This is a genomic window from Bradyrhizobium sp. JR4.3 (assembly GCF_040547695.1).
GTDB lineage: Bacteria > Pseudomonadota > Alphaproteobacteria > Rhizobiales > Xanthobacteraceae > Bradyrhizobium > Bradyrhizobium canariense.
Genome location: NZ_JBEPQF010000033.1, coordinates 39,227 through 53,531, shown reverse-complemented (window position 1 = coordinate 53,531; position 14,305 = coordinate 39,227). Strand labels below are relative to the sequence as shown.

Here is a 14,305-nt window from a genome sequence, read left to right as displayed (position 1 = left end):
AGCAAGCTGAGGTTCATGATCAATTGTTGGGCTTCGCGATCGCGCGTGGCCATTTGCATGTTGTCGCCAATTTTGCACGCACGCTCTCGATACCATCGAGAGCGAACACTGCACCGGCGCCGGCCCCCGTCCGGCGTGACACATGCACAGAAAGTTCGCTGTGGCCGGGGATCGATTGCAACAGGCGAACGACATCGCTTTCAAGTGCGACACCGCGCGCCGCCGTGATTGTCGAGACCTGAAAAGGTGGATCATCATTGATGCGCAGGGAGACGGTGTAATCCTCGCGGCGGCCCGATAGGCCGGCTCCATCAAGCAACACTTCGGTCAGGCCGCCGCGACACCGTATCGACAGGCTCATTGCTGCGTCGGAACTGCCCCCTTGAGATGGTAGTGTAGCCTTGATGATCGATGAATAATCAACCGGCGAGGTGGTCTCGCTGACGATCCACGCCCCGGCTCCATTTGCGGGCCGATCAGAGACGCGAACCGGCGCCATAGGGTCTTCGGCGCCTCGGGCCCGAGCGAGGTCATTTGCGATCGCGAGCGTCACGACGAGAGCGATCAGGGTGAACGTCATTGTGCCGCCTGGCTCGAACGCGGCAGACGATCGAGCCAGGCCTGCGCCGCGGGAAAGCGCGTCAGGCCAGGGACCGTCGCCGCCAAGTTGATCGACTTCCATTTCGGATCGAAACCGGGCTCCTGCAGCTTGTTGATCCGCGAGAACAGGCGGTCGACAAAGCGCGCCACACGATGAAAGCGATTGGATTTGATCGGCCAATTGAAAGCGACCAGCACGGTTGGAACGGCAATAGTTGCCACGCGTTCCCCCTGCCTGATCAAGTTCGGGTAATCAGCTGATTCCAGCCAAGATGGCAGATAATAATCTTCGAACTTGCTCTCGTAGGGGACCGGCAGGAACTTGAAGCCGGCCTCCCAACGACCACGTATGAATGCGTCCACCGGCTTCGATGTTATGAAAACGACGGCGGCCAGTTCACCCCTGCGCAGTTGTTCCATCGCAACCTGATGGGGGATGAATGCCTTATCGACCTCGATCCCAAGCCGGCTGAAAATCAGCGGGCCCGAATAAGCTGCGGCGGTACCTTGGGTGTTGAAATTGACCTTCTTTCCGACCAGATCACTCAAGCCCTGAATTTCAGGCCTGACGAATATGTGCAGTTCAGATGGAAACAGGTTGAGCACATAGGTGATCCGTCGCTGGATGTCCGGCACTTGGCTCTTGTACTCGTCAAGTGCGTCGGAATTGATGATTGCTGCATCAATGCCCCGCAAATAAAGCAGCGAATTGACGTTTTCGGTTGCGCCACGGGTCACGATGGGCAGCACGTGGAGGTCCGTTCCATCATCGGCCACTCGCGCCATTTCCGCGGCAAGCCGAATGGGAGCTCCTTCCAGCAGACCTCCGGCAATTCCAACAGTCCAATCGTTCATGGCCGCAATTTCCGCCCTTGCATGATCCGCACGCGCCCGCTGAGTCTGCTGGGCCATTGCTGGGCAACAGCCCATGATCAGAAGCGGAGCGGCTATCACGACGAGTAGAAACCAAGAGCGTATCCCAACCAGCTGCTTCATCGATCCGGCTCTCCTAGGAACGTCTATTCGGTTTTGTCCGCTGCGCTCTTCACTTCAAGTTCGATCTGACAAGTCGATACAGCGCACGACCATCCGTCTGCACCGACGCTGCTAATGACCAAGTGCGTCGAACCGCTCCCTTGCCTCCTTGACCCCTCCGGCTGCTGCTCTGGCGTAAAGCTCTCGCGCCTTGGACGTGTCGCCGCGCGTTCCGCTCGCGCCCCATTTGGCAAGCAGGCTCGGATCATACGTTTCGGCGAGCGCGAAACTTGCCGGTGCGCTCCCTAATTCAGCAGCACGCTCCAGGACAACTCGTGCCGCGCCAATGTCGCCTTGTCGAAGCAATCCGGTTGCGCGAGCGATCAATCGCACGAGCTCGGCTGCGTGTTCGTTCCCTAGAACCGCAGATGGCGTCTTCGGCTCAGCTGCTATGACCACGAGCTCTCGCGGAGATTGCTCGGGCGGCCGCTGCGGCGATGCCGGCAGCAGTGTTCGGAGCAGTTCCCTCGTTGGCGAATTGCCGGCTCCCCCTTCTCCCGACACCCCCGCGGGTAGCCACGGTCCGACTTTCGGGCGCGCTGCGGCAAGTTCTTGCTCATCTGGGCTGGATTGGTGGCATTCTCGCCCGAGCTGTTTTTTCAACTGTTCGGCTCGATCGTCGTTTGCTGCGGCTTGCGCTTCGTACGCGAACAGCTTGGAGCGCACCTGCGAGAGATCTTGCGCCAGCGCATCTGCTCTTTCGTGCTCTTCCCTCAATGAGAGCTTCAGTTTGGCCGAGGTATTCTCTGCCGTTCGGTTGGCCTGCGCCGTCTCTTCGATTACCTTCGCGATCTGCTGGGATCGGTTGTCGAGCTCGATTCGCGTCGTCGCGAGCGTCTCCTCCAGCTGTTTGGTACGATCGTGCTCCTGTCGGAGGCTTGCCTGTACCTGGGCCTCCGCTGCCTCTTTTGCACTGATCTCTGCGGCTTGTCTGGTTATCTCTGCCGACTGGGTCTCCAGGTCGTGATGAGCGGCTGTCAGCGTCTGCTCCAAACGGTTTGCCCGATCTTTCTCCCGCTCGACAGCTTGTTGCCGCTCGCTCGGATCACTCTGTGCCGGGTGTTCGGGTTCGCGAGCCTCGGCGCCGATTTCGCGGCTTAGCCGTGCCTGCACTTCGAGATCGTTGCGCGCCTTGGTAAGTTCCCGTTCCAGACGCTCCGTGTGCAAGCGCTCCTCCCGAAGCGATTTCTGCAGCTTATCGGTTTCATTCTCGGAGGCCTCCGCAATGCTGGTCCATTGCTCGCGTGCATGCTGCAACAGCCCCAGCACGGTATCCTGCTCCCGTCGGCATGTTCGGAGGTCAGCAGCAAGGGCCTGTATCCTCTCCTGTTCTGCGGCGAGTGCTTGCCGTGATCGCTCGGTATTGCTGATTGTGGCTTGTGCGAGCTTCAGGAGTGTCGTGTCGGCAGATTGTTTCGGCCGCGCCGCGCGCCACCCTCCCGAGCCGGTCGCGCCGCGCAAGTGCGTCGCAATGACAGGGGCGTCGATCGCCGACCGATTTGGCTGCTGCGCGAGAACGGGTATCGTCAATACCGATATTACCGTCAGGACAGTCGGTGCAATCCACGCCGACCTTGTTGCGCAGGTGCGCGCAGAACTACGAGCGCAATCCGAGGCAATCCACACGTCTGAGCGGCGAACGGGCGATCCAAGGCCCGGCCCTGCCTGCATCGGCGCTTGTCCCCACATCCGCGACATTAATGCGTCAATCTGTTAATTTGGTTTATGCATAGGCAAAAATAAACCCATATTATATTTTATTCAATGGTTTATCGTTAATCAAGGTTCGAGCGATGCGGCTCGTCGCTTTCCCTTGAGAAGGAGATGGTCCAATGCTCCACCGAATCCCTTCGCTCATCGTTGCGATTATCACGAGCGTATCTGTGCTGTCCCTGGCCCAAGGAGGCGGCGCAGTGGCGGGCTCCGCAGGGGCCGGCACTGGGACGGGCACGGGCAGCGCTCACACTGGCGGGTCAGCTCCGTCCGGCATGGGTACAAATGCGAGCAGCGCCAGCCCTGGTCCATCGGCACCTCCAGGAATGGGGACACAAGACGTTGGTACCGGTGCAAACCTGAACCGCACCACCCAAACCAACAGTCCGGACGTTCAACCCGCCACGTCGAAGTCGCGGGCGGCGGCGCAGGCCAAAAGAAATGCCGGCGCTGGCCACGCTCAAAATGGTCTGCCGATCGGAGCTATTGGCACCGGCACGAGCAACGAGGAGCAGATGATCGTTGGACCGTCACCTAACCGAAAAATACCGGCAGCGAAGGTCGACGGAAATATCGCTGGAATAGTTGGTAGGGGCTCCAGCCTTTCGGACCAGGTGAGCCGGCCGCGCGCCGCACGAGCTGGGGAAAAAGTGCTGGACGCCAAAGTGCAAGTCCAACGGCGAACGACAGTTTCGCACAAGCGCATTTCCGACCCAGAAAACAGAACTCGGTAGTCTGAGCTGACCGAGCCGGGCAGCCGAGCGCGCTTTGGCGTCCCTGCTCAGGTCTGCGCGCCGCCAGACGAAGGCGCCAGCAGGGCTTGGTTCTCCATGAGGGCGCCTTGAAGAGGACTGACGCCCGGCACACGGCCGAGCGGGATTTGGGCTAGGCGAGAGCATTCACGCGGTTATGCGAGCGCTCGATTCCGCGGCATTCGGATCATGTCCGATCGGTCGGAGCGAGGAGCCAGCCGTGCATTGTTCGAAATGCTCGCGAAGCATGTCATTAGCCAAGTGCTCCCAGAACTCAGCTTCGGCGAGAAGCTTCCAGCTTCGATCAGGATGATGCGCAGAAGTCTGTCGGCACAGCGACGCCATCGCGCGCAAGCGGCGTACGGTCTCCATCCACTCCTCCCATTAGTTTTCCCTCACCTTATTTTCTGTTTTGCGTCATATTAATTATGATTATACCGGATAACTAAATTTGCCTTCCATGGCGCGACTACCGAAACGATTTGACGCGAACGACTTTCGCTTTGCTTTCAAATTGTCTTTCAGATGAAGCGCTGCTTCACAAAACTAAAAACAGATAAAAAGTCAGGCTTAAACCAACTCAGGTGCGGGACATGATCTGCAGCATGCCGCTCGGGGATGATCTCGGTCAGAGCCGGAAGGGGACGCCGGATCCAAGTGCAGCACTTTTCCTGGCACAGAGCCTTCACTCGCATCGGCCTGCTTTGAAACTCCGCTGCGCGCACGCCTCATTGGGGAGCGACCGGGCGGCTTGGAGTTGTGCCAAAGGGTTATCGGAGGCTTCAAGGTCGATCCGTGAAACGATCGTCTTCGAGTTCGCTGACACGCGCGCCGCTCGCCATCATTGAATCCGCGTGCGGCAACTCATCCCAAACCGGGGCCTACGCATCCGTGACGCCGGCCCTAATCTCGCTCTTTCTCCGAGGCTTCGCCCTTCCGCCCTTCGCACTTGCTCTCGTAGCCTGTGCAATTGGGCAAGCAGGCTGACGAGCTCCATCGCCGTTTGACGCAGAGCAGCCAAGCGGCTGCAAACCCCACTACTCACTACAATACCCCCAAACAGGCCCTTGCAGGATCAGCGATCGGAAGCGTTAGTTTGCGCCGACCTGCCGGTGTGACGCTTAACTTACGGTTCATGAGGGCGTCAGTTCGCTTTACGACGATAGGCCAAAATATTTCGCATCCCTCCAGTAAGCCCTCGCAGAAATAGCCGCCAAGACAGGAATCTGGATGAACGCTGCGCCATGATTGAGCGCATCCAGTCCGTACCAAGACTAGTTCCCAGCCGGTGCGGCAGCCATGCCGCAACAGGTCAACTCCGCACACGCGGCGTCAAATGAGGCGGTCGGCCCAAATTCGTGTAATGCTAGTCAGTTCGGCTCCGCGTCTGTACCGAAGCCCGCTACGCATCAGCACAGCGGCGCTTCCTCGAATATCTCCCTGGGCCGCACGACCGGCTCATCGACCCAGGCCTCGCGAGCGAACCAGTTGTGATTGGCGCGACAGACCGGGCAACGAGTATTGCCATAAAACACAACGCTCCGCAGGAAAGCCTCACGGTCCGACCTAATACCAGTAGGAATCGCGCGACCGGTTTGCGGACATTTGACCATGATCATTCCCATGCGAGCCTCCCTAGGAAATTATTATTCGTTGTGGAATGAAAGAGAACCGGCCGGCTGGAGTGCGTCGTCATCTCAGTGTGGGTTACTTGGGGGGCATCGCACACTGGGAGTGCTTGTTCGAGCAGGGCGGGTTGCTCGTGACGACGTTTTTCCAACCGGCCGGATCGCTGCTTGAGCGATTCCTTGGACGCCGCCACTCTTTGGCTCGGCAGCGCGGGCGTTGATTATTCGTCTCTCGACAGCGCATGGGGCGCCGCTGAAAATGGGCCAATCTGAGCGGGTGGGAGTTTTGCGCGTGCTATGCCGCTCGCGACGAAGACGATCATGTCGCCCGTGATGGGCAAATTGGCTAATTCGATCACCGGTTTCACTCCACTCTCGTCAGCAAAATATTCTTCGTTAGAATTTAATCCTGCAAATTAAGCCTTGCGCTGTCGGTCTGGTTTGCGACTCTCGTCAAGTTTTATTTTTTGCTGTCCTGCAGGCAGGAGGCCAAGATCATCGCGGCGATTTCTGCGACGGTGTTCTCGGTCGGCTGTTATTTCGACGCAGGCCCGCTTCTTGGTATTTGAATGGTTGCATCCGGTTCAAACATGAAATAAATATTGATTATATTGAGATCATATAAATCTCGTTGTTAATTGTTGTCAATGACGTAAGCTGTTTTCGTCAATTTTTTTGGTCGGAGGAGACGATGCGGGAATCAGTCCAGAAGAAGCGCAACTCCACCTCGGCTGCGAAGCAGTTGGCTCAAATGCGCGAGAAACTAGCGAGCATCAGCGAGAGGGAGCGCGTTCTACGAGAGCGGAGTGCTGCTCGCGAAGTTTACCGCTATCTGCTGGACTCTCACCGGTTGACCGCGCCGGCGACCTTTCTCGGAGGACAAGTGTTGAATATTTCTCCATCTGGGGTGAACGAGGGTGGTCAGCTGGCGGGGTGACCCGGGGCCGTATGGTCATTCGAAACGAATCTCAGTCAGGCGATGTGCATCCGCACTGAACGTGGATTTGCACCGCTGCAGCACGGCAATCAAGCCGAATTTCCTCGGCAACTGCAGCTCGTTGGAACGCGCCGCGGACAGTACATTGCAGGATGTTGTCGCCACCGCGTCGACACGGCGGCGAGACAGATATCGTTGCTATCGGGAATAGCCATGCTGGAAAAAACATCGGCAGAGATGGTGTTGAGACCCGCCGCGGGTGCAGTCTTCGCGCTGGTGGACGGTCGATCAGTGCTTTTCAGCGAGACAAGGCAGAAGCTCTATGAGTTGGACCAGCTAGGGGCATTCATTTGGTGCAAGTTGGCAGAAGGCGCTTCTTTGGAAGACGTCCATCAGGAGCTCGGGCAGCTAGGCATTGGCGAGCGCGCAGCGCGCGAGTTCACGTGGCAGGCGATGAACGTCTGGATCGATCGAGGGGTGCTCGATCTCGACTGGCGAATGTCGGCCGATTGTGCCTTCTCAACGGTTCTTGGTCAGCGCAGGATCAGCGTCCGGGCTGCAAATCGGGAGCTCTCGCAACAGTTGATTTCGCTATTTTGTGTTACGGACGACAGCGGCGAGGAGGAGGATATTGCGATCGAGACAATGATGCTCGGCGATCGAGTATTCTTCCGCGGGAATGACGGGAGCATCCATAGATGTGAAGCCGCAGCTCTGGCCCCTACAATCAAAGCTCACATCACCGAGCGAGTTATCCGAAGCAATCAGTGGGCTTTCGCGCTCCACGCCGCTTCTCTTGCAAAGTGCGGCATGGGCTTACTGCTGTGCGGCCAACCGGGAGCCGGCAAGTCGACTCTTGCACTAGAACTGGTAGACGCTGGATTTCAGTATGCCGGCGATGACGTTGCGCTGATTGGGGCTGACGGAACGATCTGCGGCATCCCATTTGCCCTCACCCTCAAGCAGGGATCGTGGCGGTTGCTATCCCGACTGTATGGCGATTGGAACGACGTGACGCACCGCCGGTCCGATGGCGCCGAAGTGCGGTATTTGCCGATTCCGGATGCGCACAATGGGAGCCTCTCTGCCAAGTGGATCATCTTTCTGAACCGGGTTGCAAGCGGCCCCGTCGAGCTGACCCCCCTGGATCAGCTTGATTCGATCAAGCGGCTCATTGAGGGCGCTTTTGCCGCAGACGGGAAGCTGTCGCAGTCCGGCTTTTTCGCTTTGAAGCGGATTGTTGCGGGCGCGCGATCGTTCCAACTTACCTATTCGGAATCGGCCCAGGCTCGGGAGCTGCTGATGGAGTTGTGCAATGACAAGGCATAGTGCGGCACTGACAAGCCTTTGCAACTGCTTGCGAGGCTTGCCGCCCGCCGAAGTGGAGTGGACCTCCGTCATCGGGCTCGCAAACCAGACGTTGACGACGCCTGCGCTCATTGACTTCGTCGATCAATTTGCATCGGTGTTGCCGGAGGACGTGTGCACCTATATCCGCCAGATCCATCGCCGAAACGTGCTGCGCAACGACCGGTTGGCCGGTCAATTGGAAGAGGCTGTCATTGCGATGAACGGCCAGGGGGTTACGCCGGTGTTGCTCAAGGGTGCGGCAACGCTGGCCACAGCACCTGTCGAGCGGCGAGGAGTTCGGCTGATGTGCGATCTGGACATCATGGTCATGCCGGACGAAGCTGAAAGGGCGGTCGCCGCTCTGAGCGCAATTGGCTATGAAATTCATCACCAAACTCCTGCCGGAAGCCGAAGATGGTACATGGAGCTGAATCGATCGCGGGACGCCGGAACGATCGATCTACAGCGGAGCGCTCTCGGCCCCGCGTACCTCTATGCTGGCCCCGGATGTGCTCTGAACTACTGCGTCCCCGCGCTGCTTGGGCGGGCCAGCGCGTACGTCCCCACGCCAACTTATCGAGCGCTGATGTTGATCATCCATGATCAGTTTCAAGACTACGGCTACTGGCTTGGCGAACTCGATCTGCGGCATCTGGTTGAGTTGCGCGACTTGAATGATTCCGAAGGGCTGGACTGGCAAGAACTTGCCTCTCATGTCTCGGGCGAACTGATGAAAAACGCGGTCGAAACCCAGCTGCTCGCTCTCGCTGCGCTGCTTGGGGTCGAGATCCCGCGCTCAATGCGCTCCCGACTCATTCCCCGTCTGCAGTTCATGCGACAATTGATGCAAGCGCGCTTTCCGGCCACACGTGTGCCATTCCTCGCAATGACGGTGCTGGACCTCAGAAATTACCGGAGGGAGGCGACATCTGGTTGCACGCAAACCGGCATGCGCCGGCCTGGATTGTGGTCCGTGCCAAGAACGGACACCTTACAGTTCCTGTTGAGGGCCGCCACCGCCGTTCGTGTCGGAAAGGTGTAAGCCAGCAACGCTCGCACGCCTTCAAGGCCAAACAGTTTTAGCAAACGCATGTCTGCAATTGCGCGGAGTTAATGCCCTTGTCCACCGGCATTCCGATCCGACGACTCGTCGTTCTCGCGAATCCTGAACTCTTCGAGCGTGTGCCCCGATTGGAGCGCGGCAACTAGCCAGCGAGGCTGTTTACCACGCCCCGACCAAGTCTCCGTCGGGCGGAGTGGATTGAAGTATTTTGGCACGACTTTCGGGTATTTGCGGCGCGGCGGCTCGCTCGTTCCGGCGTTGGCGGCCCGGCGTTCAGCTTCACCGAATTGATCCGGCTGGTTGAGTTGCGCAAGACGCTTTTCGAGCTCTCGCTTCTCGACTGTGATCTTTTCGGCAAGTATCTTTGTTAGCTCTTCGTGAAGGAGCCAAAGTTCCTCAAAGTCCATGGCTTCGAGATCTTGCCGACGCATAGCATTCTCGTCACCGTTCGACTGACTCCTGATCCATCTGTCGTCCTCAGCTTTCGAGCAATTATTGCCCCAGCACCCGAATCAACGATGGACCAAAGTCAGTGTTTCAAATCGACGCGACAATGAATAAACAATATATTATTTAATTAATTATTGCGAGGATTATTTTATTAATGGGGATAGGCAGATCAATGACTTGCTGCAGAGCAAGAAACGGGAAGATCTCGATCGAGTTCCTCTTGGCAGCACAGTCGGAGCGGCTTCCCCCGGCTCTACCCTCGGACGTTCGGGACCTGGAGCTCAAATCGAGCACGGGCGGTTTGGGCTGACGGACATTGAGTTGGTTGGCGCCCGCTTGCGCATATCCGAAGGCGTGCAATAACGAAATTGCCCAAAACGAGGGGCAGCCTACGCGCCAACCATATTCATCGAGAATATTGTGGTGCAGATGACTGGTGCCGGCGCTCGATGTGATCCGGTCACATCGGTTCGCGTGAATGGTCCCACGGCCGCCCGCTGGACGTGTAAAATTTACCCGCTCCGCAATTAGATTATGCGGATAGCCCATTGTTTCGGCTTGATTGATTGTTGCGACGCAGTTATCTGGAATGCGGATTTCAGTTCGGTTCCATGTATTTTCTTGGGTAAATCGAGTTCACCATCTTGATTAATGTCGATCCGGGGCATATTAAGTTTGGCGCAACTACAGGGTGCGAGCATGCCAGCTAAGAAACTCGAGTTAGAATCAATGTCCCTTGACGATCTCTGGTCGCTTCATGAGGAAATTAGCGGGATCTTATCGGACCGGATTAAGGCAGAAAAGCACGAACTGGAGAAGCGCCTGGCGGTTCTCGGGGGCGGGATGGCTGTTTTGGCGGACTCAAGCCCGTCGGGCGTGTCTCCAACCGCCAAAGCGAGACGCAAATATCCGCGGGTGCTGCCGAAATACCGGAACCCCCAGACCTCAGAGACCTGGTCGGGGCGTGGCAAGCGGCCGCGGTGGTTGGTTGCTGCCGTGAAGTCTGGCCGGAGGATTGAGGACTTTCGCATAGGGGATGGAAGTCCGAAGCTTCGTCAGCGCGCGTAACCTGATCTGCACTGTTCGACGGGGTGGTTGGGTTAAATGGCTGCCGCAGTGCCCGTGATCCTGTGGGCCTAATAGGCGTTGCGTCCCCGCAGCACTTCGAGGGGAGTTCGCAGCAAGATTACGAGATCAAGCCGAAGGCTCCAGTTGTCGATGTACCAGAGATCGTATTGTACGCGTGTTTCGACCGTGATGGCTGTGGGGGTTGGACCGCGGCAGCCATGGACTTGGGCCCATCCGGTCAGTCCTGGCCTGACCCTGCGGCGTAGGGCGTAGTTCCGCACGAGCTTGTCAAATTCTCCGTCATGAGCCAAGGCATGAGGACGCGGACCGACCAGCGACATGCTGCCGTCGAGAACATTTAACAGCTGTGGCAGTTCATCGAAGCTTGTCCGTCGCAGCCATTTGCCGACGCGCGTCACCCGTCGGTCGAGGCGATGGGCCTGAAGGATCGCCGGCCCGTCCTCGAGCACATGCATCGTCCGGAATTTGCGGATCAGGAAGATCCGGCCGTTAAAGCCACAGCGTTGTTGTCGAAAGAATATGGGGCCGGGCGAGTCCAGCTTGATTGCAAGTGCGGCCAGCACAAGCAGCGGGGCAAGTATCGTCAAGGCGAGCGCGGCGCCGAAAAGATCAATGATTCGTTTGGTCGCACAGTCCAGCTGCGTAAGCGGCCCACGCTGGAGTTCAACACAAACCGCACTTCCAAGGCTTCGCGTGGGGTGTCGAAGCAATTCGGATGTCGTACCGACCGGCACGAACACAACCGGTAGCGGCAAGACCCGCAAATCGGCAACGAAGGCCCGGAGTTCGGGCCATCGTTCCGGGTTCGCTTCCACAACCACCTGGTCGAGCTCGGAGCTGCGAATGTAGTCAATCACGCGAGCCGTGAGCCGCCTTCGACAGGCAGGACCGAAGGCGATTGGGGGCAAGCTGAACCGGCCTCGGACACAATAACCATGCATCGCCAGCGTTTCAGGCAGTCCGGCGTTTTTCGATGGCGGCTGGTCGCTGACCAGAACAATGTTTGTGCTGGCGAATTTTCTGCCGCTCAGGCCCTTCCCGAGAAGCGCTCTCACTCCCCACCGCTCGGCCATAAGCAAGCCCAGGCCCAGGACAGCGAAAAGTGTGCCCGCTTGGTGAGAAGAGCCCGAACCAATCGCAAAACCGTACCCGGCCCATATCAAGAACAACAATGACGCCCATGCAATCCAGACGGCGCGCATCTGACTTCGCAGGACGAGGAGCTCGGCTGGCCGATAAAGGCCGTGCGTCTTCAAGAGGCAAACGAGACATGTTGCGCTGACTAGCGCCAGGCCAAGTGCGTTGCTTAAGTCGCCTGCAGCCCATCCACTCTGAGCTTGGCTCAGCCACATCGAAACGACGCTCGCAAAAAGAATGGTCGCAATATCCGCACAGAGCGCCACGTATTCGATCGAGTCGTAGCGGAGAGGCCATTTGTGCTGGCCGGATACTATCGGCCGGGGACTGACACGATCCGTAACCTCCCGATCGGGGAAATGTCGGTTCACGAAATTCATTGCCGGGACACCCGCTAGTTAATATTTAATATATTATTAATTAATCTAATTTATCAAGAGAAAAAGCCCGTTTAAGCCATTAAAATATTGGCGCTGCTCAGAAGATCTATCGAGATCCCTGTCGGGAATTCCGCGCGCGCATGTTGTCGAGGTGGGTCGGATCGAGCTCCGAAATTAGGTTCTCGAGATAAATCTTCCCCTCGGCCGAGGCTGACCGGTACGCGGCCCCAAGCGCTGGTCTGATAGCAGGTCGACGCGTAAGGACGAGGCTGACGTCCCGCTTGATCAAGTCCCGAAATTCAAGCTCGCGTACCACAGCATCTGTGGCGAGCGCGACGGATAGCCTTAATGGAAGCAGATCCAGATCGTTCAGCGCAGTATAGTACGACATCTTGAGCATGGCGGCCGTCTGGATCGAATTCTGTTTCGGCGCCGCCGCGAGCATGAGCCAAATGTCGCCGCGGAGCGGCGACGAGCGCAGCGCGCGGGCAAACGCATTCGACGCTGCCGGAAGTTCCGTTTTTTGCTCGTCCGCGGCGAGAGCCGGATCTCCACGGGATCGTGATTCCCCTCGGATCCAAAGGTCTTCATGCGCTGCCGCAGCCGAAACTGGTTTCGAGATCCCGTTTGGCCATGCTGCTGCGGCCGAAACAGCTGCCGACAAAGAAGACTGACCTCCGAGATACCACCCAGGGAGGACCATCCATATCGTCTGTATGATCAGCGCTATTCCAAGCACCGCCAGAGCAGCGCGCGGCCATAGGGTGACAAACGCTGGCGCGACCCTTGGACGAGACGCCGGAGCTGGACCGGCCATCCAGTCCGAAGCCTCTTTCGATTCCAAGGATATGGCCTCACGGCCCGCACCGGAGACGCTTTGACCGAACGCCAGCCCAAAAAGCGCAGCGACCAAAAGCGATGCGCCCAAACCCAGAATTCCATGGTCGGCAAAGGTCAGTATCATCAGTGCAATCGAAGCACCGGCGCCCAAGGCAGGGTACACGTAGTCGTAAGCTCGTGACAGAGAACGCCTGATCAGAATACAAGCGCCGAGCATCGCTAGAACTACAAAGCCGCAAAGGAACGCCCAGCCCATGTCTATTACCATTGCGGCGGCAGCCGTTGGCCTTTCTCGCGGGGCGCCGATTCCAATGTCCCGATAAAGGGGCAAAAGGACCGTCGAAGCGCCGGCACCGGATCCCGCCGGCCTGACGTCCTGTAGCATCCGTTCTGTCGCGATCTGACTGCTCGTTGATAAGGCGATCGTCACATCGGTGTTCGTCCTAAACGGAATAATCGTTACGCTGGCAATAAAGAATATTGCGGCGGTTGCGAAAACGCCAGCGGTACCCCACAAGCCAAAGAACCACCTGCGAATAACGAACACCGAGAGCAAGATTGCTGATCCGAGGAGGGCGGCGACGACGGCGGTGGAGTTGGTCCAAATGAGCAGCGCGGCCAAGCAGACAATCATTGCGATGGTCGCGGCGGACAGAGCAAGGAGCGGAACTGGCGCAACTGTTCCGGGCCGACTGTGCCGCGCTATTTGATCGGCCGCGCGTATTGCCGTCGCACAGGAGAGCAAGACGCCGAGCACTGCGATGGTTGAGCCATCGGGCCCGGCGACACCGGCAGTTTCCTTGCCGAACCACATGGCCGTGGCAATCGTGGCTATCGACAGTAGAATATGCAGGACGTGCGCTGCGCGATATCGGTCAAGCGTGATGACCGCAGTGACGAGGGCCGCGGCGAGCACAGCGCAATACTGCGCGAGCGAGAGCATAGTCGCCCCCATATCGACTGTGATTATTTCGGCGAGGGGCTCGCTTAAGGCCGCCGAAGCGGTTGCCCAGATAGGATTGCCGAGCGTGTCCATAGGCATCGGCACCACCTGTAACGCCATCCAGAGGGCCGGAGCCGCGAGCACAACTACGGGACTAGGCCGGAGCAGCTTGGTGAGCCCGAGGGAGGCGGGCGATGGAAAGATCGCTACAACCAGCGCGGCTGTTGCTAGTATGAATGATGCCAATCCCAAGCTTTGCAGGCTTTCCGGCATTGCGAGCGCCGCGGTGATCGCCACAAACTCGGCTAACAGGGCAAGCCGGATAATCATGTAAACACCATGGTGTGGTGCGGCCACTCCGGTGGCCGGAGAGAACGTGCAGGCCGGT

General features: G+C 58.2%; 11 protein-coding genes. 3 read left to right on the top strand and 8 right to left on the bottom strand.

Annotated features, from left to right (window positions below; genetic code table 11):
• Positions 1 to 19 precede the first annotated feature (19 nt).
• From ABIB91_RS33915 to ABIB91_RS33895, 5 genes are all read right to left on the bottom strand, one after another.
• Complete coding sequence (locus tag ABIB91_RS33915; protein ID WP_354171014.1) at positions 20 to 580, bottom strand: hypothetical protein; 561 nt, start codon at positions 578 to 580, stop codon at positions 20 to 22.
• Positions 577 to 1,596 (bottom strand): TAXI family TRAP transporter solute-binding subunit, encoded by a 1,020-nt coding sequence (locus ABIB91_RS33910; RefSeq protein WP_354171012.1) that lies wholly within the window; start codon positions 1,594 to 1,596, stop codon positions 577 to 579. Before ABIB91_RS33910 ends, ABIB91_RS33915 begins: the two co-directional genes overlap by 4 nt.
• Positions 1,597 to 1,707: 111 nt before the next feature.
• On the bottom strand, positions 1,708 to 3,165 hold the full coding sequence (locus ABIB91_RS33905; protein ID WP_354171010.1) for a coiled-coil domain-containing protein: 1,458 nt from the start codon (positions 3,163 to 3,165) through the stop codon (positions 1,708 to 1,710).
• A gap of 2,344 nt (positions 3,166 to 5,509) precedes the next feature.
• On the bottom strand, positions 5,510 to 5,725 hold the full coding sequence (locus ABIB91_RS33900) for a hypothetical protein (protein ID WP_246649160.1): 216 nt from the start codon (positions 5,723 to 5,725) through the stop codon (positions 5,510 to 5,512).
• Between the two features lie 224 nt (positions 5,726 to 5,949).
• Positions 5,950 to 6,096, bottom strand: a complete 147-nt coding sequence (locus ABIB91_RS33895; RefSeq protein WP_354171007.1) for a hypothetical protein — start codon at positions 6,094 to 6,096, stop codon at positions 5,950 to 5,952.
• A gap of 782 nt (positions 6,097 to 6,878) precedes the next feature.
• Between ABIB91_RS33895 and ABIB91_RS33890 the strand changes: the two genes are divergently transcribed.
• Together ABIB91_RS33890 and ABIB91_RS33885 are read left to right on the top strand one after the other, a co-directional pair.
• Positions 6,879 to 7,994, top strand: coding sequence for a serine/threonine protein kinase (locus ABIB91_RS33890; RefSeq protein WP_354171005.1), 1,116 nt, complete (start codon positions 6,879 to 6,881; stop codon positions 7,992 to 7,994).
• The gene (locus ABIB91_RS33885; protein WP_354171003.1) at positions 7,981 to 9,057 is read left to right on the top strand and encodes a nucleotidyltransferase family protein; all 1,077 of its coding nucleotides are present in this window, start codon (positions 7,981 to 7,983) and stop codon (positions 9,055 to 9,057) included. The genes ABIB91_RS33890 and ABIB91_RS33885 overlap by 14 nt, the downstream gene beginning before the upstream one ends.
• Positions 9,058 to 9,125: 68 nt before the next feature.
• Here ABIB91_RS33885 and ABIB91_RS33880 read toward each other — a convergent pair whose 3' ends face one another.
• Entirely contained in the window at positions 9,126 to 9,509 is a 384-nt protein-coding gene (locus ABIB91_RS33880; protein ID WP_085395796.1) for an H-NS histone family protein, read from the bottom strand.
• A gap of 718 nt (positions 9,510 to 10,227) precedes the next feature.
• Here ABIB91_RS33880 and ABIB91_RS33875 point away from each other — a divergent pair.
• Complete coding sequence (locus tag ABIB91_RS33875; protein ID WP_354171000.1) at positions 10,228 to 10,596, top strand: H-NS histone family protein; 369 nt, start codon at positions 10,228 to 10,230, stop codon at positions 10,594 to 10,596.
• A gap of 68 nt (positions 10,597 to 10,664) precedes the next feature.
• On the opposite strand, the gene ABIB91_RS33870 is transcribed toward ABIB91_RS33875, so the two are convergent.
• On the bottom strand, positions 10,665 to 12,134 hold the full coding sequence (locus tag ABIB91_RS33870; protein ID WP_354170998.1) for an exopolysaccharide biosynthesis polyprenyl glycosylphosphotransferase: 1,470 nt from the start codon (positions 12,132 to 12,134) through the stop codon (positions 10,665 to 10,667).
• A 106-nt stretch (positions 12,135 to 12,240) separates the two neighbouring features.
• Positions 12,241 to 14,247: a hypothetical protein gene (locus ABIB91_RS33865; RefSeq protein WP_354170996.1), complete on the bottom strand. Its 2,007-nt coding sequence runs from the start codon at positions 14,245 to 14,247 to the stop codon at positions 12,241 to 12,243.
• Between the last annotated feature and the right edge of the window lie 58 nt (positions 14,248 to 14,305).